We start from the raw sequence: 23,611 nt of genomic DNA, 5'->3' as shown, positions 1-23,611 counted from the left end.
TCGACCGGAAGTCCATGAGCGGATTTCACTTCCACCGGCCCGCGCCGGGTCCGGGAGCACGTCGAACCGGCAGGTCGGCGCGGGTGGTCGCCCGGGAGGGAACGCCCACGTCCCGGATGCGGTCTGGACCACTCGGAGGTTCGGGGTGGACGTCGCTCAGGGGCAGGGCGGCTCGTACTCCAGCTGCGGCAGGTGCTCGACCCACCGCTCCTCCGGCAGCACGCCCTTGGTCTTGAGGCAGAGCCGCCCGATCACGTGCGGCAGGTCGAGGTCCCACACCCGGACCGTGCTGTCGGAGCTGGTGGACGCGAGCCGGCGGCCGTCCGGGCTGAACACGACGTCCCGCAACCCGCCGTCGTGCCCGGTCAGCACCTGGCCGACGGGGACGGGCCGCTGGAGGTCGTGCACGTCCCACAGCCGGATCGTGCGGTCCTCGGCGCCGCTGGCCAGGGTCCGCCCGTCCGGGCTGAACGCCACGGTCACCACCGCCTCGACGTGACCGGTCAGCGGCTGGCCGAGCTGCTTGACCCGGTTGGGCACGGTCAGGTCCCACAGCCGGACCGTGCCGTCGTCGCTCGCGGTGGCCAGGGTCCGGCCGTCCGGGCTGATGTCGCCCGCGCGCACCGCCAGGCTGTGCCCGCTCAGCGGGTGCCCGATCGGCTGGGCGGTGGCCGGGTCGGTCACGTCCCACAGCCGCACGGTCTTGTCCGCGCTCGCCGTGATCAGCGTCTTGCCGTCCGGCGTGAACCCGACGTAGTGCACGTACCCGCCGTGGCCGACGAGCGCGCCTCCCAGCGGCTTCGGGTGCTCCGGGTCGCCGAGGTCCCACAGCTGCACGGAGCTGTCGTCGGAACCGGTGACGAGGACCTTCGCGTCGGGTCGGAACGCCACCGGCGAGCTGTAGCGGGTGCCCACCCCGATCGGCTCGCCGAGCGGTCTGGGGTCGTGCGGGTCGGTGAGGTCCCACAGCCGCACGGTCTTGTCGCTCACGCTGGCCAGCGTCCGGCCGTCCTCGCTCAACGCCAGCGACCACACGCCACCGCCGTGCGAGAGCACGGTCGGCGACGTCGGCCGGCGCGGGTCGCTGGTGTCCCACACCCGGATCGTCCCGTCCTCGCTGGCCGACACCAGGTGGTGGTCGTCGGGGGTGAAGCGGGGCCCGATGGTGCGCGCCGAGTGCCCGATGAGCACGCTGTGCGGCAGGGACCACAGCCGCACCACCGAGTCGTGGCTGCCGGTGGCCAGGGTGCGGCCGTCCGGGCTGAACGACACCGCGTAGACGATGCCGTTGCGGCCGGTCATCGGCCGGCCGAGGGTGGTGGCGTGCGCCGGGTCGGTGATGTTCCACAGCCGCGTCGTGCCGTCCGCGCCGGACGCCGCGAGCACCCGGCCGTCCGGGCTGAACGCCACCGACCACACGCCCTCGGCGTGGTCGGTCAGCGGCCGTCCCACCGGCCGCGGCGACGCCGGGGCCGCCACGTCGAACAGCTGCACGGTGTGGTCCTCGCTGCCGCCCGCCAGCAGGCGGCTGTCCGGGCTGAACGCCAGCGAGTGCACGGTGTTGTCGAACCCGGTGATCGGCTCGCCGACGCGCCGGGGGTCGCGGGGGTCGCGCACGTCGAACAGCACCACGGTCCCGTCGTCGCCGGCGGTGGCCAGCAGCGCGCCGTCCGGGCTGATCGCGACCGCGCGCACCTGGTCGGTGTGCGCGCGCAGCGGGTCGCCCAGCCGCCGCGGGTCGGTCGGGTGGCTCACGTCCCACAGCCGCGCCGTGTGGTCGGCGTTGGCGGTGACCAGCGTGCGGGAGTCCGGGGTGAACGCCACCAGGTAGATGGTGCCGTTGTCGCCGCGCAACGGCTCGCCGAGCGAGCGCGGGCGTTCCGGGTCGCTGACGTCCCACAGCCGCACGGTGGTGTCGTCGCCCGCCGTCGCCAGCGTCCTGCCGTCCGGGCTGAACACCGCCGAGGTGACCCAGCCGCGGTGCCCGGGCAGCGGCGAGCCGAGCGGCTTGGGGTCGTCCGGGTCGCGCAGGTCCCACAGCCGCACGGTCTGGTCGAAGCTCGCGGTGGCCAGGAACTTCCCGTCCGGCGAGTAGGAGGTGAGGTACACCGGGCCGGTGTGCCCGATCAGCGGCACCGCCAGCGGCGTCGTCTGCGTGGACAGCAGCCGGGTCTGCACGTCCCGGTCGTCGGGCCGCATCCGGTGCGCCACCAGGGCCAGCTGCGCCGACAGCGACGGGTCGGACTCCTGCAACCGGTCCGCCTCGGCCACGACCTGCCGGAACACCGCGTCGTCGCGCTGCCGCACGGCCAGCACGGCGGCGGTCGCGGCGATGAGCGCGAGCACGGCCACGCAGGCCACGGCCGCCCGTCTGCCCCACGCGGCGCGCCTGCGGTACTGCATCGACACGGCGAGGAAGTCCTGGGCGGTGCCGGTCAGCCCTTCGGGGCCCGCCGCGTCCGCCCAGTGCCGCGCGGTCTCCAGCCGCGCGCCCCGGTAGAGCAGCGACGGGTCGCGGTCCTGGGCCGCCCACGTCGCCGCGTCCTCCTCCAGCCGCTGCCGCAGCAGCTGGCCCTCCCGGTCCTGGTCGATCCAGCTGCGCAGCCGGGGCCACGCCTGCAGCAGGGCCTCGTGCGTGATCTCCACGGAACCCGCGTCGAGCGTGACCAGCCGGGCCCGCGCCAGCACCTCCAGCGCCTCCTCGCCCGCGGCCCGGTTCGCGGCCTGCTCGACCAGCTCGTGCCGGGTCGAGCGGCGGCGGGTGTCCTGGGTGTCCTCGCCGACGCGCACCAACCGCAGCAACAACGGCCGCGCGGCCTGCTGCGCCTCCGGCGCGAGGTCGGCCCACGCCCGTTCCGCGGTGGCCGCGACCGCGCCCTGGATGCCGCCCGCCGAGCGGTAGCCGGAGATGGTCAGCTTGCCCGCGGCGCGGCGCTGCCAGGTGGCCAGCAGGGCGTGCGACAGCAGCGGCAACGCGCCCGCGTCGTACGCGCCCTGACCCGCCCGCGCCTGCGCGCGCCCGCTGCGCACGCCGAGGTCGCGCAGCATCAGCTCGATCAGCCCGGGCTCCAGTTGCAGGCCGGCCGCCTTCGCGGGCCGCGACACCGCCTCGCGCAGCTCCGCCGACGTCATCGGGCCGAGCACCATCTGCCGGTCCTGCAACGCGTCGGCCAGCTCCGGGAACGCCAGGCAGCGGCCGTAGAAGTCGGCCCGCACGCCGACCAGCACCAGCGCGGGCGGCGTGCCGCCGGGCGCCGCGGGCGTGCACGCCACGTGCAGCGCCTGGACGAACACCTGCAACCGGTTCTCGTCCGAGGACAGCGTGAACGCCTCCTCGAACTGGTCGACCACGACCACCACCCGGTCGCCGCCGTGCCGCGCCGCGTACGCCGCGAACGCCGCCCGGATCTGCGCGGCGAACCGCAGCACGCCCATCAGGGTCTGCCCGAGGAACGTGTCCGGACCGTGCCCGGAGGCCACCAGGTCCTGGTCCATCCCGTCCAGGGTGAGCGCCATGTCCAGGATCTCGGCCAATTCCGGGACCTGCCGGATCAATTCCTTCACCGGGTCCGCGCCGGGCGTTATGACGACCGACGGCCAATTCGTCGAGCCGGCCACGCCCAACGCGCCGGCACGAATGGACGGAATGACCCCGGCGCGCACCAGCGACGATTTTCCGGCACCCGAGGCGCCGACCAGCATCACGATTCCGCCGGTATCCGCGGCATTGCCCAACCGGGACACCAGCGCGGCCGTGCTGCGTTCCCGCCCGAAGAACCAACCGGAATCCTCGGGTTGGAACGCGGCCAATCCCCGATAAGGGCACACACCGATCTCGTCGGAGCTCGGCGGGTCCTCGTCGTCGGGCGAGGACACCGGGCTGGCCAGCGCCTCCTCCCACAGCGCGCGCCACGCGTCGAGGTCGTACAACCCGGCCACCGGCGGCTGCGGACGTGACTTCCTGGCCTCACCGATCAAAATTTCAAGTACTACCGAGAGTGCCGAGAACCGGGCGGGCACGTTGCGGCCACGACGCCAGTCGCTGACCCGTTGCGCGGTCGCCCGGATCGGTCTGCCGCGCTCGTCGGCGCGCCGCGCGCGGCCGACCGACTCGGTCACCTTCTTCAGAGGTGGATCGCCCGCCTCCGCGTAGAGCAGTGCGAACCGCTCCGCGAACACGGCACGGGGACCTGACCCCTGACCGGAACCAGCCATCCGCGGCGTGCCTCCTAGAGGTCCGGTGTTCCGGACCGGAAAACCGGGTGTGAGCGCGTGAACAGGCCGTTTGTCGACCGGTGGTGCTCTTCTCGGTCCACCCTAACGACTTGCGCTGACAAGCTGAGCGGGACGTTCCGGTGACGTCGACGAGTTGTGCGAAGGGACCGGTCAAAGTGGTTTCGCAGGCAACTACCGCGAGTGGCGGCTCGATCGTCGCTGAGGGGTCCTGGGGGTCTTCTCAGCGATGCGCGCCGAACCGACCCGCTCGGTGGAACGGCGCGGCGACCTGCCGCGCCGACCGGAGTTGACCCGGTGCGGACCACCCGTCAGCCGGTCACGGCCCGTGAGGACCGGGGAGTCCCCGGTGAAGCACGGGTCTGCCCGATCCTGAGGACGGTGCTCGACGCGCACGGCCGCGACGGGGCCGAGGTGAGGCTGGACCTGCTGGCCCGCCTCGCCGCCCCGGCGCACAGCTAGTCGGTGTCCGGCCGAAGGGCGTCGCCGCCCTCCGGGAGCGCCGCACAGCGCGGTGCGGCGCGACCGGCCCGGCGGCGTTTTCCACCATGTCGCATTTCCGCCGGCCACGGGCCCCCGCTTTGACCGATGCTGGTGTCGTGCACGAAGACGCGGAACGTTGTGTCCGGGCCGTGCGGTCGAAAGACGCCCGGTTCGACGGGTGGTTCTTCACCGCGGTCCTGACCACCCGGATCTATTGTCGGCCGAGTTGTCCGGTGGCGCCGCCCAAGGTCGAGAACATGCGGTTCTACCCGAGCGCGGCGGCGGCGCAACAAGCGGGATTCCGGGCGTGCAAGAGGTGCCGGCCCGACGCGTCGCCCGGTTCGCCGTTGTGGAACCACCGCGCCGACTCGGTGGCGAAGGCGATGCGGTTGATCGCCGACGGCGTGGTGGACCGGGAAGGCGTGCCCGGCCTCGCCGTCCGCCTCGGCTACAGCGTGCGGCAGGTCGAGCGGCTGCTGCTGGCCGAGCTCGGCGCGGGGCCGTTGGCGCTGGCCAGGGCGCAACGCGCGCAGACCGCCCGGCTGCTCATCGAGACGACCGCGCTGCCGATGGCTGAGGTCGCGCCGGCGGCCGGGTTCGCCAGCGTGCGCGCGTTCAACGAGACGGTGCGCGAGGTGTTCGCGCTGTCGCCGACCGACCTGCGCACCCGCAGGCGGCCCCCCGCGCCCGACACGCCGGGCGTGCTGTCGCTGCGGCTGCCGTTCCGCGCGCCGCTGCGGCCGGACAACCTGTTCGGCCACCTCGCCGCGACCGCCGTGCCGGGGGTGGAGGAGTGGCGCGACGGCGCGTACCGGCGGACGCTGCGGCTGCCGCGCGGCCACGGCGTGGTGTCGTTGACGCCGCAGGAGGACCACGTGGCGTGCAAGCTGGCGCTGAGCGACCTGCGCGACCTGTCGATCGCCATCGCCCGGTGCCGCCGGATGCTCGACCTCGACGCCGACCCGGTCGCGGTGGACGAGCAGCTGCGCTCGGACCCGCTGCTCGCGCCCGTGGTCGACGCGGGCCCGGGACGGCGCGTGCCGGGCACCGTCGACGCCGCCGAGTTCGCGGTGCGCGCCGTGCTCGGGCAGCAGGTGTCCACGGCCGCCGCCCGCACGCACGCCGGTCGGCTGGTGCGCGCGGCGGGCGACCCGATCGCGGACGGCGGGCTGACGCACCTGTTCCCGACGCCGGAGGCGCTGGCGGCGTTGGACCCCGCCGTGCTGGCCGTGCCGCAGGCGCGCCGGACCGCGTTCCGCGCGCTGGTCGAGGCGTTGGCCGGCGGCGCGATCGACCTCGGCGTCGGCGCGGACTGGGCGAAGGCCCGCGCGGACCTGCTGGCGCTGCCCGGGTTCGGGCCGTGGACGGTCGAGGTGATCGCGATGCGGGCGCTCGGCGACCCGGACGCGTTCACCCCGACCGACCTGGGCATCCGCGTCGCCGCCCGTGCCCTCGGCCTGCCCGACACCCCCGCCGCCCTGGTGCGGCGAGCCCAGGCGTGGCGCCCATGGCGCGCCTACGCCGTCCAGTACCTCTGGGCCACCGGTGACCACGCGGTCAACCGGCTGCCCGCCTGAAAGGACCTCGCACCGATGAGCCACACCACCGTCGACAGCCCCGTCGGACCGCTCACACTGGTCGCGCACGGCGACGTGCTGTCGGGCCTGTACATGACCGGGCAGCGATACCGGCCGGCGGACGACGCGTTCGGCCCGGAGGACCCCTCGCCCTTCGGGGACGTGGTCGTGCAGCTGGCCGAGTACTTCGCCGGCACGCGCACGGCGTTCGACCTGCCGTTGGACCCGATCGGGACGCCGTTCCAGCGGACCGTGTGGCGGGCGTTGGCCGAGATCCCGTACGGCGAGACCGTGACGTACGGGGAACTGGCCCAGCGGCTCGGCCGGCCGTCGGCCGCGCGGGCGGTCGGGCTGGCCAACGGCCGCAACCCGATCGGGATCATCGTGCCGTGCCACCGGGTGGTCGGCGCGAACGGCGACCTCACCGGGTACGGCGGCGGGCTGGAGCGCAAGCGGCAGCTGCTCGACTTCGAGCAGGGCTCAGACGACTACCGGCTGCCGATCTGACCTGTCCGCGCGGCGGGCGCGGCGCTTGCGGGCGTCGCCCCGCTCCAGCCACCACTCGGCCACCAGCAGCGGGATCACCCAGCCGAGCCACGCGGCCATCCCGGAGATCGCCTGCAGCAGGGCCACCTCGCTGCCGCCGAACGTCGTGTCGAGCTGTGGCGAGAGCGTGATCGTCGCGACGACCCCCCAGATCCGGTTGGTCATGATCGACGCGGTGAGCGCGAAGCTGCGGATCATCCACCGGCGGTGATCGACGAACCGGCGTTGCCGGGCCATCCGGAACCCCACCGCGGTGAACACCAGCCACAGCGAGCCCATCAGCACGTTGCCCGCCTGGTTGAGCGGCCCGAACGGCGACACCGCGCCGATGGCCAGCGCCGTCACCCCGGCCGGCAGCACCCCGCCGAGCACGTAGACCCGGCCGACCCGCCGGTGCGCCACCGGGTACCGCTGCCGGAACCAGGGCCAGACCTGCACCACGCAGGTCAGGATCGCCACGGACCCGAACACCACGTGCGCCACCAGCACCGGGAAGTGCCACGGGTGCGCGGGCGGCTCCGGCACCCGTGACAACGCCGGGTCCAACGTCAAGTACGGCGGCAACGAGAACGCCACGAACACCAACACCAAGAACGCGAACGGCGCCACCCAAGGCCGCCGGAACCACTTCGTCTTCCCCATGCCCCCACCCTCCCCACCACCGCGCACCACCCCCGCACCAACCGCGCACCACCACCCCTCCCACCGGGACCGACAAGAGAAGTTGTCTTGACAGAAGAAGTTGTCGGTGAGAGGGTTGGCCCATGCTTGACGTGGCAGTGATCGAGGACCCGGCGACGGCCGAGGTCTCGTTGGACCCGGTGCGGGCGAGGTTGTTGGCCGAGTTGGCCGAGCCGAGCTCGGCGACCATGCTGGCGGCGAGGATCGGCCTGCCCCGCCAGAAGGTCAACTACCACCTGCGCACCCTGGAGCAGCACGGGCTGGTGGAGCTGGCCGAGGAACGCCGCAAGGGCAACATGACCGAACGGGTCATGCGCGCCACCGCCGCGTCCTACGTCATCTCGCCCACGGCGCTCGCCGCCGTCCAACCCGACCCGGAACGCGCGCCCGACCGCCTGTCGGCCCGCTGGCTCCTGGCCGTCGCCGCGCGGCTGGTCCGCGACGTCGGCAACCTCCTCACCGGCGCCGCCAAGGCCGACAAGAAGGTCGCCACCTTCGCGCTGGACGGCGAGGTCCGCTTCGCCACCGCCGCCGACCGCGCGGCGTTCGCCGAGGAGCTGGCCACCGCCGTCACGACCCTGGTCGCCAAGTACCACGACGAAGCCGCCACCGGCGGACGCCCGCACCGCGTCGTCGTCGCGGTCCACCCCAGCATCCCGAAGGAGTGACGATGGGTCACGCGTTCGAAGGCGTCAACGAGGTCGAGCTGGACGGCGTCACGCCGGAGCAGGTCTGGGAGGCCATCGCCACCGGCCCCGGCATCGACTCCTGGTTCATGGGCGCCAACGAGGTCGAGCCGGGCGAGGTCGTCCGGCAGGCGTTCGGCGGGTACGAGCCGACCCACCGGATCACCGCCTGGGAACCCGGCAAGCACCTCGCCTACGGCGGCGACCCGGCCCCGGACGGCCGGTTCATGGCCTACGAGTTCCTGGTCGAGGGCCGCGAGCGGGGCAGCACGGTCCTGCGCATGGTCGCGAGCGGCTTCCTGCCCGGCGACGACTGGGAGGACGAGTTCGAGGCCATGACGGCGGGCGGCGAGATGTTCTGGCAGACCCTCGTCACCTACCTCCGCCACTTCGCCGGGCGCACCGCCCGACCCGTCACGGTCATGGGGCCGCCCGTCGCGGACTGGACCGCGATGTGGCCCCGCCTCGGCCGCAAGCTCGGCCTCGACGGCGCGCCGAAGACCGGGGACCGCGTCGACCTGGACGACGGCGTCGTCTACTTCGCGAACTCCCAGACCGTCGGCATCCGCACGGAGCACGCGATGTACCGCTTCTTCCAGGGACACCCCGGCGCCCTGATCGCCATGCACCACGTGTTCGCCGACGACCACCGCGACGAGCGGACCTGGTCGACCTGGATGGGAGACCTGGCATGACCACCCTGCGGCACAACGACACCAGCACCGGCGCCGGCGCCCGCACCGGCGCCCGCACCCAGACCACCAGGCTCCTGCTCGGCTGCGGCGTCCTGGCCGGCCCGCTCTACCTCGTCACCGGCTTCGCCCAGGCGTTTACCCGCGAGGGCTTCGACCCGACCCGCCACCCGTTCAGCTTCCTCTCCCTGGGCGAGGGCGGTTGGCTCCAGATCGCGAACTTCGTCCTCACCGGGCTGCTGTTCCTGGCCGCCGCGGTCGGCGCGCACCGCACGGGCGCGGTCGGCCGGTGGGCGCCGGTCCTCATCGGGGTCTTCGCGGTCGGCATGGTCGGCGGCGGCGTGTTCGTGGCCGACCCGGCGTTCGGCTTCCCGGCCGGCGCGCCGGAAGGCCAGGCGGCGGCGCTCTCGTGGCACGGCGTGCTGCACGGCGTGGCGTTCTTCCTCGCGTTCCCCGCGCTGGTCGCGTCGTTCTTCGTGCTGGCGCGGAAGCTCACCGGGCCGTGGGCGCGGGCGAGCGTGGTCGCGGGCGTGCTGTCGCTCGCGCCGATGCCCTTCCTGGGCACGGGGTTCGGCACGGTCCTGCTGTACGGCGGCGCCGTGGTGGGTTGGTTGTGGGCGTCCGCCGTCGCGGCGAAGCTGCGCTCCGGGATCTGAGGGGACGGGCACATCATGGGACAGGTCGTTTCGAAGGACGGCACCGCGATCGCCTTCACGCGCATCGGGTCCGGGCCGGCGTTGATCATCGTGGACGGCGCGCTGTGCTACCGGGCCTTCGGCCCCTCGACGGCGTTGGCCGAGGCGTTGTCCGAGCACTTCACCGTCTACACCTACGACCGCCGCGGCCGGGGCGAGAGCGGCGGCGGCACCGCGCCGCACGAGGTCGGGCGCGAGGTCGAGGACATCGCCGCGCTGATCGAGGAGGCGGGCGGGTCGGCGCACCTGTTCGGCATGTCCTCCGGCGGCACGCTGGTCGCCGAGGCCGCGCACCGGGGCGTCGCCGCCGAGCGGATCGCGATCTACGAGTCGCCGATGATCGTCGACGGCACGCACGAGCCGATGCCCGAAGACCTGCCGGCCCGCGTGGCTCGCGCGGTCGCGGAAGGGCGCCGGGGCGACGCGGTCACGCTGTTCATGCGGTACGTCGGCACACCGGGCCTCGTCGTCGCGGTCCTCCGGCTCATGCCACCGTGGAAGAAGCTCAAGGGCGTCGCGCACACGTTGCCGAACGACTTCGCGCTGGTCGGCGAGTTCCAGCGGGGCACACCGCCGCCCGCCGACCGGTGGTCGCGCGCGGACGCGCCCGCGCTGGTGATCGCCGGTGGCAAGAGCCCGGAGTACATGCGCAACGCGCAGCGGCACCTGGCGTCGGCGCTGCCGCACGGCGAGCTGACCGTCCTGCCGGGACAGACCCACATGGTCAAGCCCAAGGCGACGGTCCCGGCACTCGTCGACTTCTTCCACCGCGGCGAGGGCTGAGCAGGCGCGCGGAACCTGGTGGTGGGCGAGGACTTCCTCGTCCACCACCGTCGCGCGCGACGGCTTCAGGGCTTGCGGCCCACCGCGCCCGCGATGCAGTAGCTCACCGAGTCGAGCTCCTTGAGCCGCGGCCCGTCCGGCCACCAGTCCGCGCAGATCACCAGCCCCGGCTCGACCAGCTCCAAGCCGTGCAACAGCTCGTGCATCTCACGCCTGGTGATGAACCGCCCGCTGCCCATCGGCGAGTGCAGGAACGTCTCCTCCATGCGCCGCGCGATGGCGGAGTGCTCCTCGGTCTCCGGGTCGAGGAAGTGGGAGATCGCCACGTACGAGCCGGACGGCAGCGCGTCGATGTACTCGGCCATGATCTCGGCCGACGTCGGCGCGTCGCCGTTGTAGTGGTGCAGCGTGCCCATCTGGAACAGCGCGAGCGGCTCGGTGAAGTCGATGTGCTTGCGCACGACCTCGTCGTTGAGGATCTCGCGCGGCTTGAAGATGTCGGCGGCCGAGAAGTGCGTCCGGTCGTTCTCCTCGAGCAGCGCGCGGCCGTGCGCCAGTACCACCGGGTCGTTGTCGACGTACACGACTCGGGCATCCGGGTTGACCCGCTGGGCCACTTGGTGGGTGTTCTCCGCGGTCGGCAGACCGGACCCGCAGTCGAGGAACTGGTTGATGCCCGTCTGGCTCGCGACGAACCGGGTGGCGCGGATCAGGAAGCTGCGGTTGTCCACCGCGAGGGTGGCCGCCTCGGGCGCGATCTGCTGCACGCGACGCAGCACCTCGCGGTCGATCTCGTAGTTGTCCTTGCCGTTGAGGAACGCGTCGTAGACCCTGGCGATGCTGGCCTTGGTGGTGTCGATGTAGACGGGGGCGGCGGCGTCCGAGGACGTACCCGGCATTGTGGTGACCTCGCATTACGGGGGTGGGAGTGATGTTGTGTGCACCGCGTCACAGTCCGGTCAGCGTAAGGGTATGGGCTCAACGCGCGAGTGAGCCTCGTGCATCTGACCGGGCAAGATCATGGGTGTACGTTCAGTGACGATGCGAGTAGGCCCTCCTCGGGCGCAACCGCTGTTCGGGTGGGACGGGCACGACGGGCGGGAGGATCGGCTATGGCGGCGGACGAATCCACGCCGGAGCGGGACAGCGGTCCCACCGCGCTGCGCATCGTGCTCGGCGCCCAGCTGCGCCGCCTGCGCGAGGCGTCGGAGATCACCCGGGCGGACGCGGGCTACGCCATCCGCGGCTCGGAGTCGAAGATCAGCCGGATGGAGCTCGGGCGTGTCGGGCTGAAAGAGCGCGACGTGAACGACCTGCTGACGATGTACGGGGTCGACGACGCGGGCGAGCGGGCGAAGTTCCTCGACATGGTCCGCCGGTCCAACTCGCCGGGCTGGTGGCACCGCTACACCGACCTGATGCCCGACTGGTTCCACGACTTCGTCGGCCTGGAGGAGGCGGCGTCGCGGATCCTGATCTACGAGACGCAGTTCGTGCCCGGCCTGTTGCAGACCGAGGACTACGCGATGGCCATCGCGAGCCACGGCCGGCCGGAGCTGGTGACGCCCGACGTGCGGCGGCGGGTGTCGTTGCGGATGCAGCGGCAGAGGATCCTGTCCCGGCCGGGCGCCCCGAGGGTGTGGGCGGTGATCGACGAATCGGTGCTCTACCGGGCGATCGGTGGCCGCGAAGTCCTGATCAATCAGCTCGACCACTTGCTCAGCGTGACCAAAGATGGGCCCGTCACTCTGCAGGTAGTGCCATTTCCCTTGGCCGGTTACGCGGCGAAGGGTCCCTTCGCGATGTTGCGGTTCGGCGAGCCCGACCTGCCGGACATCGTGTACCTCGAACACCTCGCCGGTGCCCTCTACCTGGACAAACTCGAAGAGCTGGAGATCTACAGCCGGGTCTTCGATCGCCTCACGGTGGACGCCGAGACGCCGGACCGGAGTCGACAAATGCTCGCAAAACGGCGGGCTGAGCTTTAGTTGTCGTCCGACCGGGTGGGATTCACGCTCTGCATCTGCACGTGCATTTACCCGTGCACCAGCCGGTGCTACGGTCCGTGCACAACCGGATGCACGTGCAGATGCATCTCTGGCTCGGAAGGTGAGTCGATGGCCACCAAGGTTCACAACGGCATGTCCGCGGCCGACCTGAACGGCGTCACGTGGACCAAGAGCTCCTACAGCGACGCGATCGGCAACTGCGTCGAGTTCGCCGTGGTCGACGGCGGCGAGATCGCGATGCGCAACTCCCGGTTCCCCGAAGGCCCCGCGCTCGTCTACACGCGAGCGGAGATGGCCGCGTTCGTGGCCGGGGCCCGGGACGGGGAGTTCGATGACCTCGTCGACTGACCACCCCTCGCGGACGACGTTCCAGCTTCGCGAGTTGATCGCGCGGGGGTTCCAGTTCCTCCACCCTCGCGACGCCAGGGGAGAACTGGCGGCGGTGGTGGGGGTGCGGGCGCACGACGCGGTGATCGACGTCGTGCGACTGCACAACGAGGACGACGCGGTGGCGATGCGGATGCCCGCCGACGAGGTGAACGTCCTGTCGCCGAGCCGTTTCTCGTGGCGCCGTCGCGGTCCGGCCACGCACGTGCTCGAAGAGCTGCTCGACCTGCCCGACGAGGACGAGCGGACCGCGTGAAGGCTTCCCGTCCACATCCGCGGTGGTGGACGGGACGAGAGGGGAGAGCCCTCTCACCGGCGAACCTGACCTGGAGACGCAGCGGGAGTCGACTCCGCGCCGGACAAGGCGTCGACACCACGCTCGGAGCGCAACTCCGTGTTCGTCGCGTTCGGTGCGGAGGCCGAGGTCGGCTTCGGCCTCCGCACTGGCCACTCCCCGGGCGGGGGTGGCGGTTCACGGGCGGCGCAGGCCGCTCAGCACCACGTCCAGGCCGCGGCGGAACTCGATGTCCGGCGGGATCACCCGGGCGGTGCCCGCGGTCTCGGCCAGGAGCGGGTACTCCTCGCCCATCCGGGACATCGCGTCGGTGCCCAGGCCCGACAGCGGGCTGCGGTGCTCGGTCTCGGTCGCGCCGATGAGGTAGCTCAGCAGCGCGCGCAGGGCGAAGACCCGCTGCTCCCCGGTGAACCCGGCCTCGGTCAGCACCACCAGCACGGCCTCCGCCCAGCGCAGCAGGCTCGGGCACCGGTGGCGGTGCGCCATCGTGAGCGGCACGGCGTTGGGGTGCGCGGCGATCGCCGCGCGGACCCGTTCGACCAGGACCGCGAGCTGCTTGTCCCACAACGCCTTCGGCGGCACGGTGTCCACTCCGGACATCGCCTGCTCGACCGCGAGCGCTTCCAGCTCGTCGCGGTCGGCGACGTACCGGTACAGCGACATCGTGCCCATGCCGAGCTCGGCGGCGACGGCGCGCATCGACAACGCCGCCAGCCCGTCCCGGTCCAGGACGGCGAGCGTGGCGGCGGCGAGCGCGGATCTGGTCAACGACTTGGGGCGGGGCATCGCCTTGACAGCGTACAAGTTACGCGCATAACTTGCGTAGGCGTACACCGCACGCTTACGTCGAGGGGGATGCCGTGAAGGTCAGCGCACGTGAGTGGGAAGCCGTGCTCGGTGGCACGGTGCGGGTGCCCGACCCGCGCAACCTGGTCCACCTGCAGTTCCGCCGCTTCGCCGGCTGCCCGGTGTGCAACCTGCACCTGCGGTCGATCGTCCAGCGGCACGACGAGATCACCGCGCACGGCGTCACCGAGGTGGTCGTGTTCCACTCCTCGGCGGCCGAGCTGCGCCCGCACGCCGCGGACCTGCCGTTCGCCGTGGTCGGCGACCCGGAGAAGCGGCTGTACGTGGAGTTCGGCGTGGAGTCCGCGCCGCGCTCGGTGCTCGACCCGCGCGCGTGGGGCGCGATCGTGCGCGGCGTCGTGCGCGACCTCGGCCCGGTGCTGCGCGGTCGGCGCCCGCTGCCCAAGCCGGAGGGCGGGCGGCTCGGCCTGCCCGCCGACTTCCTCATCGCGCCGGACGGCGAGGTCGTCGCGGAGAAGCGTGGACAACACGCGTACGACCAGTGGTCGGTGGACGAACTGCTCACCCATGCACAGGCTCTGACCAGCAAGAACTGAGTTGTCCACAGGGTTGTCCCCAGTTGTGGACGGATCGAACACGCGTTCGATCAACGACGAGGCCCCGCCCGTCGGCCAGGGCGGGGCCTCGTCGGACCAGGGCTCAGCGCGACGGGTCGCGGTTGAACAGGACCCGGGCCCTCGCGTACCCGACGGCGCTGAGGACGAGGCACCAGCCGACCGCCCAGTACCCGCTGTCGCCGATCGGCGTGCCGATGAGCAGCCCGCGCAGGGTGTCGGTGATCGGCGTGAACGGCTGGTGCTCGGCGAACCACGCCAGCCCGCTCGACATCGAGTCGGTCGGCACGAACGCGCTGCTGACGAACGGCAGGAACTGCAGCGGCAGCGCGGAGCTGTTGGCGCCGGCCACCGTCATCGCGCCCATGCCGAACGCGATGCCCAGCCAGGTGAACGCGAACGCGATGAGCACCAGCAGCCCGGCCGCGGCGAGCCAGCCGGTGAGGCCCGCCGACGGGCGGAACCCGTTGAGCAGGGCCACCCCCACCACCAGCGCCAGGCTGAGGACGGTGTTGAGCAGGCTGCTCAGCGCCTGCCCGGTCAGCACCGAGTAGCGGGAGATCGCCATGGTGCGGAACCGGGCGATGATGCCCTCGCCCATGTCGGTGTTGATGTTCACCGACGTCCACGCGGCGCCGGCGCCGACGGCCATCACCAGGATGCCGGGCACCAGGTAGTCGACGTAGGACGCGCCGCCGGCGATCGTGGTGTCGAGCGAGCCGCCGAAGACGTGCACGAACAGCAGCATCATCACCACCGGCATGCCGATCGTGCCGATCGACATCATCGGGAAGCGCTGCATGTGCCGCAGGTTGCGGCGCAGCATGGTGGTGGTGTCGCGGATGGCCATGGTGCTCATCGCAGCACGGTCCTCTCGGTGGTCAGGGCGAAGAAGACGTCGTCGAGGTCCGGCGTGTGCACGGACAGGTCCTGCACGTCGACCGCGGCGTCGTCGAGCCGGTCGAGCAGGGCCCGCAACTGGTGCACGCCACCGTCGCCGGGCACGTCGAGGGTCAGGCCCTCGTCGTCGCGGGTGGCGTCGCCGATCGCCTTGGCGGCGAGGTCGAGCGTGTGCGCGTCGGCGAACCGCAGCCGCACGTGCCCGCCCGGGATCAGCCGCTTCAGCTCGGCCGCGGTGCCCTCGGCGACGAGCCGGCCGCCGTTGAGCACGGCGATCCGGTTGGCGAGCTCGTCGGCCTCCTCCAGGTACTGGGTGGTGAGGAAGATCGTGACGCCGTCGGCGACCAGGCCGCGGATGACCTGCCACATGGCGTGCCTGCTGCGCGGGTCGAGGCCGGTGGTCGGCTCGTCGAGGAAGATCAGCTTTGGCCCGCCGACCAGCGTCATCGCCAGGTCGAGGCGCCGGCGCATGCCGCCGGAGTAGGTGGAGACGGGCTTCTTCGCCGCCTCGAGGAGGTCGAACTGCTCCAGCAGCCGGGCGGTGCGGCGTCGTCCGTCCCGGCGGTCCAGGTGGGCGAGGTCCGCCATGAGCCGGAGGTTCTCCTCGCCGGTGAGCAGGTTGTCCACGGCGGAGAACTGGCCGGTAACGCCGATGGCCTCGCGGACGCCGGCCGGGTCGCGGGCGAGGTCGTGGCCCGCGACCTCCGCCCGGCCGCCGTCGGCGGTGATGAGGGTGGACAGGATCTGCACGGTCGTGGTCTTGCCCGCGCCGTTGGGCCCGAGCAGGGCGAACACCGTGCCCGGCTCGACCCGCAGGTCGAGGCCGTCGAGCACGACGTGGTCGCCGTAGGACTTGCGCAGACCGGTGGCGGTGATCGCCATGGTCGTCTCCTTCTAGTCGGTGAGCAGCGGCAGGGACCGCACGCCGGTGAGGTTCGGCGACGGCATGAACGTCGGCCGCCGGTCGGGGTCCGTGCGCAGCTTCGGGAAGCGGTCGAGCAGGACGTCCAGCGCGAGCCGCCCCTCCAGCCGCGCCAGCGGCGCGCCGAGGCAGAAGTGCACGCCGCGGCCGAAGCCCAGGTGGGGGTTGGGGTCGCGGGTGACGTCGAGGACGTCGGGGTTCGCGAACTGGCGCGCGTCCCGGTTGGCCGCGCCGACCCACAGCATCAGCAGCTGGTCGGCGGGGATCTCGACGCCGCCGAGCGTCTCGGGCTTGTTCGTGACCCGGGCGAGCACCGCGAACGGGGTGAGGAACCTCAGCGACTCCTCGATCGCGGCCGGGATCAGCGCGCGGTCCCGGCGGACCTCCTCGAACTGGTCCGGGTGCGCGTCGAGGGCCAGCACGGTGTTGCCGAGCAGCATCGTGGTGGTGATGTGGCCCGCCACCAGCAGGACGGCCGCGAAGTTCACCACCTGCGCGTCGGTCAGGCGCTCACCGTCCACTTCGGCCTGGACGAGGTCGTTGAGCAGGCCGGGGCGCGGCGAGCGGCGGCACTGCGCGGCGTGCTCGCCGAGGTAGTCCATCAGCGGCCGGATGGCCTCGACGCTGTCGCGCAGCTCTTCGCGCTGCTTGGCCTGGTCGTCCTTGAGCGAGAACTGGTTGGTGCTCTCGAACATCTTGTCGACCCACACCTTGAACAGGTCGCGGTCGCTGCTCGGCACGCCGAGCAGTTCGGCGATCACGATCACCGGCAGCGGGTAGGCGAGGTCGCGGACCAGCTCGAAGTCGTCGCCGCTGACGTCGTCGAGCAGTTCGCCGGTGAGCTCGGTGATGCGCGGTTCGAGGTCGGCGACGACCTTCGGCGTGAACGCGTGGCTGACCAGGCGGCGCAGTTGGCGGTGCTCCGGCGGGTCGATCTGGATGATGTTGCCCTCGGTCAGCGACGCGTCGTCCACCGGGAACAGCCGCGTGGTGTCGGACGAGAACCGGGCCCAGTCGCCGAGGACCTCGACGGACTCGGGGTGGCCGTAGACGTTCCAGAAGCCGAGCTGCTCGTCGTACTCGACCGCGTGCTCGGGTCGTTCTCCGCGCAGCCAGAACTGCTGCGGGTTGGTGTCCCACATTGTCGTTGTCCCCCAATGGTGTTGTGTTTACGCGCGGTGGATGACGATGTCCCCCAGCGAGGTGCGAGCGCGCACCTCGACCCGCTCTTCGGCCTCGCCCGGGGCGTCGGCGCTGGTCAGCTCGTTGCGCACGCGGCCGGTGACCGCGCGCACGTCGAGCCAGGCGGCCGTGCCCTCGCGGATGCCGACCTCCAGCTCGCCGGCCGAGGTCTCCATGACCACCGTGCCGCGCACGACCTCGTCGAGGCGGATGCGGCCGTTGGCGGTCTTGGCGTGCACGTCCCCGGCGGCGTGGCCGACGAAGATGTCGCCGTTGGCGGCGCCGATCCGCACGTCGCCGGTGACCTCGCCGATCCGGGTCGAGCCGTTGGAGTTCTTCACGGTGCCGGAGCCGTCGAGCCGGTCGACGCGCAGCTCGCCGGAGCCGGTCGACAGCTCGGCGCGGCCGGTGACCGACTCGACCGCCACGTCGCCGTGGGAGGTGGCGGCCTTGAGCGCGGCTGTGTCCTGGAGCCTGATGTGGCCGGCGGAGGTCTTGAAGCGGCACTCGCCCAACGCGCCCTCGGCGCGGAAGTCGGCGAGCGAGCCGTGCGCGACGACGTGCGAGCCGGCGGGCAGCCGCACCACCACGTCGACCGTGCCGGATTTGCCGAAGATGCTGCGGGACCTGGGTGTCCGGACAGTGAGGCGGCCGGCGGCGAAGTCGACCGAGGTGCCCTCGGCGGCCGTGACGTCCTTGCCGTTGTCCGCGTCGGCGGGCTCGACCTCGACCACGGTGTCGTCCCGGTCGGAGGCGGTGATGAGGACGCTGCCGGCGACGATGTCGAGGTCGAGCGTGATGGTCTCGGGCGTGGCGAAAGAAGGCATGGCTGTCCCCTGGGAGTGTGTCTGGTCGGCGTTTGCGCTGGTGTCGGGCTCGCTGCCGGTTGGCCGGTGGCGGTTGGCTGGTGCCGGTGTGGCTAGCGGACCCAGCCGGTGTAGCTCTGGCGCGAGGCGGAGCGGCCCGCCGGTCGACCGCCGTGCCCGAGCCCGGCCGCGGCGGCCCGCACCAGCCAGGCGTTGACGGAGACGCCCTCGCGGCTCGCGGCCTCCTCGACCCGGAGCTTCAGGTGCTCCGGCAGCCGCAGGTTGATCCGCGCGACCGCACCCTCCTCGGAGACCACCGGTGGCAGCTCCGTGGCATCACCTTGGCTCGGCGTGGCATCATCCGGCACCGAGACGACGAACTCGGGGTCACGGCCACGCAGCCGCACGTCGACCGATCCCGGCGCGAGGTCGCGTGTGATCTCGTCCACGGCCGTGGAAAGGGCTTCCAGCAGCGTCAACCGCACCGCTGACTCCAGCGGGGCCACGAGTCGTTCGGCCAGTGCCCGTGCCTCCGCGCCGCCCGCCTCGGCGGCGGTGGCGAGCTCCCGGCGGAGGTTGTCGACGTACGGCGTCAAGTCCATGGCACCACTATGGCACCACTGTGGTGCCAATGCAAGTCCGGCTGGTGCCACGGCGGTGCGTGGTGGCTCCGGGCTCGTCGCCACCCGATTGGATGAAATTGCGGTTCAGGGAGACCAGTGGTCCATTTCGGAACGTGACACGATGCCGTGATCGTTTTCCGGCTTGGTCGCGTCGGGTGGAATAACGCTGCTCCCGGCCGAGCGTGCGGGAATCACCGACGGTCGTGATCGAATGGCGCTAGCATGGGTCCTGAGCTGGTCATATGTCCCGATCGTGGGTGGTGATCCGTAATTTTGCGGACGTCGACCACAGTGTTGACTCGAATGGCCTAATCGAGCTATCCGGATGGATGTGTAGTGAAGGGCTTGCTGACTTCACATCGGTTGAAGAATGCCTTGCCAAGGCGTCGGCCGTCGTGGAAGTCTTCCGCCCATGAATTTCCGCCCTCTGCCTGACGGGCAGTGGTCGCCGGTGCCCCACCTGCCCGGCATCCCCGAAGCACTCCGGCGCGAAGGCGCCTACCTGCCACCGCCGCTGCCCTCGGACCTGCAGCTGCCGGTGTCGACCTACCGCCGGTGCGCCGAGGCCGAGCACGCGCTCGGCCGGCTGGACGAGGCGGCGGGCCGGCCGAACGTCCGGCCCGCGCTCGTCCGGGCGACGCAGGTCCGCGACGCGAACAGCTCGGCCGGGCTGTCCGGTGTCGCCGTCGGTCTGCGCGAGACGTTCGCGGCGGACCTGCTGGCGTCGCAGGACGGGGCGCCGCCGACCGACAGCGCCGCGCCGTCCCAGCTGGTGGCGCCGTTCCTGCGGGCGTACGACCACGGCCTGGCGCGGGTCCGCGACGGCGCGGCGGTCGACGCCGAGGTGGTCGGCGAGGTCGCCGCGATCATGACCGGCGGCACGCCCGGCCGCCGCCTGACGGACGTGCTGCGCGACGCGCCCGGCCGGTTGGGCGTCAGCGACGCGCGGGCCTACCTGCTGACCGCGACCGGCGCGCACCTCGTGGCGCTGCTGGAGCAGTGGTCGACGTGGGTGCGCGAGGAGGACGAGCAGCCGCGGATCGCCAAGGTCGCGCTCGCGCACTACCAGCTGGAGGTGCTGCAACCGTTCCCCACGGCCAACGGGCACGTCGCGCGCACGTTCTCGACGTTGGAGATGGTGCGGTGCGGGCTGGTGCGCGACCAGGTGCTGCCGCTGTCGGTGTGGCTGGACACCGCGTTGGCCGAGTACCAGCGGCAGCTCCGCGCGGTGGTCGACACCGGCCGGGTGGACCGCTGGGTCGAGTTCTTCGCGACCGCCGTCCGCGACCAGGCGCTGGCGCAGCTGCGGCTGATCGGTCACCTGGAGGAGTTGGCCGCCGAGTACGCCGCCCGGTTGCCGCGCAAGGGGAAGCTGCCCCTGGTGGCGGCGGAGCTGATCGGCTTCCCCGTGGTCGACAACCGGTCGCTGCGCACGCGCTACGGCGTCTCCGCGAAGGCCGCCACCGACCTCACCGCCCGCCTGGTCGAGCTGGGCGTGCTCGTCCCGTGGGAGTTCCTGCCCTACCGCCGGGTGTTCCTGTGCCGCGACGTGCTGCGCCTGCTGGCCGACCACCCCGACACCACCGCCTGACCACCGTCCGACGACCCGGAAAGAGACGCGACGACGACGATGAGCGCACTCCCCGACGAACCGTCCCCCCGATGCCGCCGCACCGGCTGCCGCCGGCAGCACTGCCGCCGCCGACGCCACCGCTCACGGGGCCTGCCGCGGGTCCGCCTCGTGGTCGGCCTGCTGATCCAGGTCGGCGTCGCCCTGCTGCACTGGTTCCGCGACTGACTCCAGTCCGGCCACCAGGTCGCGCACGCGCTGCGCCGCGTCGTCGTCGACGCCGATGAGCAGCGCGAGCGCCCGGTTGAACCGCCGGTGGGCGACGGCGCGGTCGCCGGAGAGCCACAGCGCCCGGCCGAGCGCGGTCAGGGTGCGCGCGCGTTCGACGGGGTCGGGCAGGTCTTCGAGGATCTTGTCCGCCCGGGACAGGTACTTGATCGCGGAGTCGGGCCGGCCGACCTCGATCATCAACTCGCCGAGGTGGGCCAGCGCCCGCGCGGCGCCGGGCCGGTCGTCGTGCAGCAGGTAGAACTCGAGCGCCTCGTCGGCGCACCCGATGACCTTGTGCATCCGGCCCTCGGCGCGGTAGGTGGCGGCCAGGTCGTGCAACGCGCCCGCGGCGGCGTCCGGGTCGTCGTCGCGGAGGCGGTGGACCGCCAGTTCGCGCATGCCGGCGACGGCGGCGAGGCGGAGCGCTCCCCGCCCGCGTAAGTGCGCCGCGGCCCGGCGGAAGCCGGTGGCCAGCAAGAGGGACGTGGGCAGCGCGGCGGCGAGCTCGGCGCCGACGTCGAGCAGGTCGCGCGACCACGCCTCGTCCACGTCGGCGGGCAGCGCGGGCCACACGTCGGCGAACAGCGCGACGGCGGCCTCCGGCTCGGCCAGCGCGGCGCGCAGCGTCGCCGGCAGCTCGTCCCGGTGCGCGTCGAACCAGTCGTGCCCGGTGGTCCGCAGTTCCCGGCGCAACCGCGCGACCTCGTGCCGTGGCTCGTCGCTCACCTCGTGCCGTCCTTCCGCGTTCCCGTGCCGAACCGACCCCTGGTCTCATCGCCCCGCGACGTCACTTGATCACGAGTGTCAACCAGACGGGTGAGACCGCACACCGCTGGAAGTGGCCGACTGTCGGCGGACCGGGTCACCCGCGCGCACCACGCACCGTCATCACCGCTGGCCGGGGGCGATCTCGAAGAGGTCGTCGAACTGCATCGGCGCGAGTGCCGTCAACGCGCCGCCGATGAACGCCGCCCCGGGCTGGAGGTCGCCGCCGAGGACGCGCGCGACGGTGGAGCGGTTGACGTCCATCGCCTTGGCCAGCGCGTAGTCCGAGCGGAACCCGGCGAGCCGTGCGGCTTTCGTGAAGACATCGGTGCGGAGCTTGATCGTGTACGGCATGGCCTGCCTCGTGTTGTGCACGCCCAACGCATGTTGTGAGGCCACAACGCTAGGCACTTCGTTTTGTATGCGCAACTAATGTTGTGCGTGAACAACGTGCAGGTCAGCGGCCGCCTGGGGGGAGTGCCCAACCAACGTTGCGTGCGCGCACGTACCATGTCGGAGTGACCAAAGCCGAGAGTGCGGACTCGTCCTGGTCGGACTTCGTCCAGAAGCAGATGGACGACCGCGGGATGAGCACCGGAGAACTGACCGACAAGACCGGCTTCGACCGGAGCAGGCTGACGGCGTGGCGCAAGGGCGAGCGCCCGAACCTCGACACCGCCCGCGTGGTGGCCAAGGCGTTCGGCATGAGCCCGCTGGAAGTCATGGTGGCCGCGAAGCTGATCACCGCGGAGGAGGCGGACCTGAAGGGCGTGTCCAGCCCCGATCCGGGCGCGCTGACGGATCAGCAGCTGGTGGCCGAGCTGAGCCGCCGGCTCAAGAACCGGTCCTGACCCTCGGTCAGCCCGCCGACGACCGGTCCGGAAAGACCTCCGGGCCGGTCGCGGCGTCCAGGGCGGTGGGTTCGCGCAGCGTGCGGATCACGAGCCAGCCGAGGGCGGGCAGGACGATCAACGGGGTGAGCGCCGTCCGCAGGGAGGTGTGGTCGGCGAGCGTGCCGATGAGGGGGCTGGTGATGCCGCCGATGCTGACGGTCAGGCCGAGGGTGACGCCGCTCGCCGTGCCGACGCGGCTGGGCAGGTAGTCCTGGGCGAGCGTGATCTGCAGGGAGAACGGGACGTAGAGGCCCGCGGAGGCCAGGGCGACACAGGGGTAGAGGGCCGGGCCGGGGACGAGCACGACACCCGCGACGGCGCCGACCGTGATCAGGTACGACCACCGCACGATGGTGATCCGGTCCCAGCGGTTGGCGAGCCTGCTGCCCACGACGGTGCCCGCGGCCCCGCCGAGGTAGAGCAGGACCAGCGCGGCGGTGCCTGCCGCCGTGCCGCCGGTGGTCCGTTGCTGGGCGTGCAGCGCGATGAACGCGCTGAGGCCGACGAACACGACGGACCGGCAGACCACGGCCAGGGACAGCTTCAGGAACGAGGCCTTGTCGTCGCCGGCGCGGTGGCTTGCCGCGGTCGGGGTGGTGCGGACGGGGTCGGCGAGCGCGCGCAGGACGGGCAGGCACAGCACGCTGCCGGCGAGGGCCGGGACGATGAGCAGCGGGGACCACCGCAGCCCGCCGACGGCCACGACCGCGGCGACCAGGACGGGTGCGGCGGCGAGCCCGAGGTTGCCGCCGAGGAGGAACCAGCCCATCGCGGTGTGGCTGCCGCCGCTGACGGCTCGCGCGGTGCGGGCGGCCTCGGGGTGGTAGGCGGCGACGCCGATCCCGGCCACCGCCACGAACGCCAGCGTCAGCGCGTAGGAACCGCTGAGGCCGCTGAGCGCGATGCCGAGCCCGGCGAGCACGGTGCTCACGGGCAGCAGCCACGGCAGGGCCCACCGGTCGGTCAGCGCGCCGAAGAGCGGTTGTGCCACCGAGGACAGCAGGGACGCCGCGAGCACGATGCCCGAGACCGCCGCGTAGCCGTAGGCGCGTTCGGCGACGAAGAACGGCACGAGCGAGGCGACCGCGCCTTGGTAGACGTCGACGCACGCGTGGCCGACCGAGAGCAGGGTGATCGATCTTCTGCGCGACACCACGCCATGCTCGTGACCGAGGGAGGTGTCGCGCTTCCG

At 72.2% G+C, this 23,611-nt stretch carries 25 protein-coding genes; 13 read left to right on the top strand and 12 right to left on the bottom strand.

Going from position 1 to position 23,611, the window contains the following annotated elements:
* Positions 1 to 156: 156 nt before the first annotated feature.
* A complete protein-coding gene (locus AB0I91_RS21640; protein WP_499617120.1) occupies positions 157 to 4,179 on the bottom strand; it encodes an nSTAND1 domain-containing NTPase in 4,023 nt (1,340 codons plus the stop codon).
* A 351-nt stretch (positions 4,180 to 4,530) separates the two neighbouring features.
* Between AB0I91_RS21640 and AB0I91_RS21635 the strand changes: the two genes are divergently transcribed.
* The 3 genes from AB0I91_RS21635 to AB0I91_RS21625 all read left to right on the top strand — a co-directional run bounded on the left by AB0I91_RS21635 (position 4,531) and on the right by AB0I91_RS21625 (position 6,800).
* Positions 4,531 to 4,695, top strand: a complete 165-nt coding sequence (locus AB0I91_RS21635) for a hypothetical protein (protein ID WP_498781210.1) — start codon at positions 4,531 to 4,533, stop codon at positions 4,693 to 4,695.
* A 137-nt stretch (positions 4,696 to 4,832) separates the two neighbouring features.
* Positions 4,833 to 6,293 (top strand): AlkA N-terminal domain-containing protein, encoded by a 1,461-nt coding sequence (locus AB0I91_RS21630; RefSeq protein ID WP_499617125.1) that lies wholly within the window; start codon positions 4,833 to 4,835, stop codon positions 6,291 to 6,293.
* Between the two features lie 15 nt (positions 6,294 to 6,308).
* Complete coding sequence (locus tag AB0I91_RS21625; protein WP_498781213.1) at positions 6,309 to 6,800, top strand: methylated-DNA--[protein]-cysteine S-methyltransferase; 492 nt, start codon at positions 6,309 to 6,311, stop codon at positions 6,798 to 6,800.
* Here AB0I91_RS21625 and AB0I91_RS21620 read toward each other — a convergent pair.
* Positions 6,774 to 7,481 carry a DUF2306 domain-containing protein gene (locus AB0I91_RS21620; protein ID WP_498781215.1) on the bottom strand — a complete coding sequence of 236 codons (708 nt, stop codon included), beginning with the start codon at positions 7,479 to 7,481 and terminating at the stop codon, positions 6,774 to 6,776. The two genes, AB0I91_RS21625 and AB0I91_RS21620, sit on opposite strands and share 27 nt — an antisense overlap.
* A gap of 122 nt (positions 7,482 to 7,603) precedes the next feature.
* Here AB0I91_RS21620 and AB0I91_RS21615 point away from each other — a divergent pair, with 122 nt between their 5' ends.
* The 4 genes from AB0I91_RS21615 to AB0I91_RS21600 are packed head-to-tail and all read left to right on the top strand — an operon-like array spanning position 7,604 to position 10,376.
* Positions 7,604 to 8,188, top strand: coding sequence for an ArsR/SmtB family transcription factor (locus AB0I91_RS21615; protein WP_498781216.1), 585 nt, complete (start codon positions 7,604 to 7,606; stop codon positions 8,186 to 8,188).
* A gap of 2 nt (positions 8,189 to 8,190) precedes the next feature.
* Positions 8,191 to 8,901: an SRPBCC family protein gene (locus AB0I91_RS21610; protein WP_499638391.1), complete on the top strand. Its 711-nt coding sequence runs from the start codon at positions 8,191 to 8,193 to the stop codon at positions 8,899 to 8,901.
* Complete coding sequence (locus AB0I91_RS21605; protein ID WP_498781220.1) at positions 8,898 to 9,554, top strand: DUF998 domain-containing protein; 657 nt, start codon at positions 8,898 to 8,900, stop codon at positions 9,552 to 9,554. Before AB0I91_RS21610 ends, AB0I91_RS21605 begins: the two co-directional genes overlap by 4 nt.
* 15 nt (positions 9,555 to 9,569) lie before the next feature.
* Positions 9,570 to 10,376 carry an alpha/beta fold hydrolase gene (locus tag AB0I91_RS21600; RefSeq protein WP_498781221.1) on the top strand — a complete coding sequence of 269 codons (807 nt, stop codon included), beginning with the start codon at positions 9,570 to 9,572 and terminating at the stop codon, positions 10,374 to 10,376.
* Between the two features lie 65 nt (positions 10,377 to 10,441).
* Here AB0I91_RS21600 and AB0I91_RS21595 read toward each other — a convergent pair whose 3' ends face one another.
* Positions 10,442 to 11,275 carry an SAM-dependent methyltransferase gene (locus AB0I91_RS21595; protein ID WP_499638389.1) on the bottom strand — a complete coding sequence of 278 codons (834 nt, stop codon included), beginning with the start codon at positions 11,273 to 11,275 and terminating at the stop codon, positions 10,442 to 10,444.
* Between the two features lie 213 nt (positions 11,276 to 11,488).
* Between AB0I91_RS21595 and AB0I91_RS21590 the strand changes: the two genes are divergently transcribed.
* The 3 genes from AB0I91_RS21590 (at position 11,489) to AB0I91_RS21580 (ending at position 13,028) form a co-directional block, all read left to right on the top strand.
* On the top strand, positions 11,489 to 12,364 hold the full coding sequence (locus AB0I91_RS21590; RefSeq protein WP_498781225.1) for a Sco1979 family transcriptional regulator: 876 nt from the start codon (positions 11,489 to 11,491) through the stop codon (positions 12,362 to 12,364).
* 129 nt (positions 12,365 to 12,493) lie between these two features.
* Positions 12,494 to 12,733 carry a DUF397 domain-containing protein gene (locus AB0I91_RS21585; RefSeq protein ID WP_498781227.1) on the top strand — a complete coding sequence of 80 codons (240 nt, stop codon included), beginning with the start codon at positions 12,494 to 12,496 and terminating at the stop codon, positions 12,731 to 12,733.
* Positions 12,717 to 13,028: a hypothetical protein gene (locus tag AB0I91_RS21580; protein ID WP_230569898.1), complete on the top strand. Its 312-nt coding sequence runs from the start codon at positions 12,717 to 12,719 to the stop codon at positions 13,026 to 13,028. The genes AB0I91_RS21585 and AB0I91_RS21580 overlap by 17 nt, the downstream gene beginning before the upstream one ends.
* 216 nt (positions 13,029 to 13,244) lie before the next feature.
* Here AB0I91_RS21580 and AB0I91_RS21575 read toward each other — a convergent pair whose 3' ends face one another.
* Positions 13,245 to 13,853, bottom strand: a complete 609-nt coding sequence (locus AB0I91_RS21575) for a TetR/AcrR family transcriptional regulator C-terminal domain-containing protein (RefSeq protein WP_499617135.1) — start codon at positions 13,851 to 13,853, stop codon at positions 13,245 to 13,247.
* Positions 13,854 to 13,927: 74 nt separating this feature from the next.
* Between AB0I91_RS21575 and AB0I91_RS21570 the strand changes: the two genes are divergently transcribed.
* A complete protein-coding gene (locus AB0I91_RS21570; protein WP_498781232.1) occupies positions 13,928 to 14,470 on the top strand; it encodes a peroxiredoxin-like family protein in 543 nt (180 codons plus the stop codon).
* Between the two features lie 103 nt (positions 14,471 to 14,573).
* Here the strand turns inward: AB0I91_RS21570 and AB0I91_RS21565 are convergent, their stop codons facing one another.
* From AB0I91_RS21565 to AB0I91_RS21545, 5 genes are all read right to left on the bottom strand, one after another.
* Positions 14,574 to 15,347, bottom strand: coding sequence for an ABC transporter permease (locus AB0I91_RS21565; RefSeq protein WP_499638387.1), 774 nt, complete (start codon positions 15,345 to 15,347; stop codon positions 14,574 to 14,576).
* Complete coding sequence (locus AB0I91_RS21560) at positions 15,344 to 16,270, bottom strand: ATP-binding cassette domain-containing protein (protein WP_498781234.1); 927 nt, start codon at positions 16,268 to 16,270, stop codon at positions 15,344 to 15,346. The genes AB0I91_RS21565 and AB0I91_RS21560 overlap by 4 nt, the downstream gene beginning before the upstream one ends.
* A gap of 12 nt (positions 16,271 to 16,282) precedes the next feature.
* Positions 16,283 to 17,452 (bottom strand): cytochrome P450, encoded by a 1,170-nt coding sequence (locus AB0I91_RS21555; RefSeq protein ID WP_499617144.1) that lies wholly within the window; start codon positions 17,450 to 17,452, stop codon positions 16,283 to 16,285.
* A 27-nt stretch (positions 17,453 to 17,479) separates the two neighbouring features.
* A complete protein-coding gene (locus tag AB0I91_RS21550) occupies positions 17,480 to 18,319 on the bottom strand; it encodes a DUF4097 family beta strand repeat-containing protein (RefSeq protein ID WP_499638385.1) in 840 nt (279 codons plus the stop codon).
* Between the two features lie 92 nt (positions 18,320 to 18,411).
* Positions 18,412 to 18,900 carry a toxin-antitoxin system HicB family antitoxin gene (locus tag AB0I91_RS21545; protein WP_498781236.1) on the bottom strand — a complete coding sequence of 163 codons (489 nt, stop codon included), beginning with the start codon at positions 18,898 to 18,900 and terminating at the stop codon, positions 18,412 to 18,414.
* A gap of 433 nt (positions 18,901 to 19,333) precedes the next feature.
* Between AB0I91_RS21545 and AB0I91_RS21540 the strand changes: the two genes are divergently transcribed.
* Positions 19,334 to 20,512: a Fic family protein gene (locus AB0I91_RS21540; protein ID WP_498781237.1), complete on the top strand. Its 1,179-nt coding sequence runs from the start codon at positions 19,334 to 19,336 to the stop codon at positions 20,510 to 20,512.
* 123 nt (positions 20,513 to 20,635) lie between these two features.
* Here the strand turns inward: AB0I91_RS21540 and AB0I91_RS21535 are convergent, their stop codons facing one another.
* Positions 20,636 to 21,487: a tetratricopeptide repeat protein gene (locus AB0I91_RS21535; protein WP_499638383.1), complete on the bottom strand. Its 852-nt coding sequence runs from the start codon at positions 21,485 to 21,487 to the stop codon at positions 20,636 to 20,638.
* Positions 21,488 to 21,649: 162 nt separating this feature from the next.
* Positions 21,650 to 21,880 carry a transcriptional regulator gene (locus AB0I91_RS21530; RefSeq protein WP_498781332.1) on the bottom strand — a complete coding sequence of 77 codons (231 nt, stop codon included), beginning with the start codon at positions 21,878 to 21,880 and terminating at the stop codon, positions 21,650 to 21,652.
* A 164-nt stretch (positions 21,881 to 22,044) separates the two neighbouring features.
* Between AB0I91_RS21530 and AB0I91_RS21525 the strand changes: the two genes are divergently transcribed.
* Positions 22,045 to 22,377, top strand: coding sequence for a helix-turn-helix domain-containing protein (locus AB0I91_RS21525; RefSeq protein WP_499617155.1), 333 nt, complete (start codon positions 22,045 to 22,047; stop codon positions 22,375 to 22,377).
* A gap of 7 nt (positions 22,378 to 22,384) precedes the next feature.
* On the opposite strand, the gene AB0I91_RS21520 is transcribed toward AB0I91_RS21525, so the two are convergent.
* Positions 22,385 to 23,572, bottom strand: a complete 1,188-nt coding sequence (locus AB0I91_RS21520) for an MFS transporter (protein WP_499617158.1) — start codon at positions 23,570 to 23,572, stop codon at positions 22,385 to 22,387.
* Between the last annotated feature and the right edge of the window lie 39 nt (positions 23,573 to 23,611).

This window comes from Actinosynnema sp. NPDC049800 (genome assembly GCF_040656635.1).
GTDB lineage: Bacteria > Actinomycetota > Actinomycetes > Mycobacteriales > Pseudonocardiaceae > Actinosynnema.
The sequence above is the reverse complement of the archived record's forward strand: the minus strand, read 5'-3'. Positions and strand labels throughout refer to the sequence as shown.

Coding starts and splice junctions, on each gene's coding strand:
- AB0I91_RS21625 (WP_498781213.1), top strand. CDS start 6,309: ATGAGCCACACCACCGTCGACAGCCCCGTCGGACCGCTCACACTGGTC.
- AB0I91_RS21620 (WP_498781215.1), bottom strand. CDS start 7,481: ATGGGGAAGACGAAGTGGTTCCGGCGGCCTTGGGTGGCGCCGTTCGCG.
- AB0I91_RS21615 (WP_498781216.1), top strand. CDS start 7,604: ATGCTTGACGTGGCAGTGATCGAGGACCCGGCGACGGCCGAGGTCTCG.
- AB0I91_RS21610 (WP_499638391.1), top strand. CDS start 8,191: ATGGGTCACGCGTTCGAAGGCGTCAACGAGGTCGAGCTGGACGGCGTC.
- AB0I91_RS21605 (WP_498781220.1), top strand. CDS start 8,898: ATGACCACCCTGCGGCACAACGACACCAGCACCGGCGCCGGCGCCCGC.
- AB0I91_RS21600 (WP_498781221.1), top strand. CDS start 9,570: ATGGGACAGGTCGTTTCGAAGGACGGCACCGCGATCGCCTTCACGCGC.
- AB0I91_RS21595 (WP_499638389.1), bottom strand. CDS start 11,275: ATGCCGGGTACGTCCTCGGACGCCGCCGCCCCCGTCTACATCGACACC.
- AB0I91_RS21590 (WP_498781225.1), top strand. CDS start 11,489: ATGGCGGCGGACGAATCCACGCCGGAGCGGGACAGCGGTCCCACCGCG.
- AB0I91_RS21585 (WP_498781227.1), top strand. CDS start 12,494: ATGGCCACCAAGGTTCACAACGGCATGTCCGCGGCCGACCTGAACGGC.
- AB0I91_RS21580 (WP_230569898.1), top strand. CDS start 12,717: ATGACCTCGTCGACTGACCACCCCTCGCGGACGACGTTCCAGCTTCGC.
- AB0I91_RS21575 (WP_499617135.1), bottom strand. CDS start 13,853: ATGCCCCGCCCCAAGTCGTTGACCAGATCCGCGCTCGCCGCCGCCACG.
- AB0I91_RS21565 (WP_499638387.1), bottom strand. CDS start 15,347: ATGAGCACCATGGCCATCCGCGACACCACCACCATGCTGCGCCGCAAC.
- AB0I91_RS21560 (WP_498781234.1), bottom strand. CDS start 16,270: ATGGCGATCACCGCCACCGGTCTGCGCAAGTCCTACGGCGACCACGTC.
- AB0I91_RS21555 (WP_499617144.1), bottom strand. CDS start 17,452: ATGTGGGACACCAACCCGCAGCAGTTCTGGCTGCGCGGAGAACGACCC.
- AB0I91_RS21550 (WP_499638385.1), bottom strand. CDS start 18,319: ATGCCTTCTTTCGCCACGCCCGAGACCATCACGCTCGACCTCGACATC.
- AB0I91_RS21545 (WP_498781236.1), bottom strand. CDS start 18,900: ATGGACTTGACGCCGTACGTCGACAACCTCCGCCGGGAGCTCGCCACC.
- AB0I91_RS21540 (WP_498781237.1), top strand. CDS start 19,334: ATGAATTTCCGCCCTCTGCCTGACGGGCAGTGGTCGCCGGTGCCCCAC.
- AB0I91_RS21530 (WP_498781332.1), bottom strand. CDS start 21,880: ATGCCGTACACGATCAAGCTCCGCACCGATGTCTTCACGAAAGCCGCA.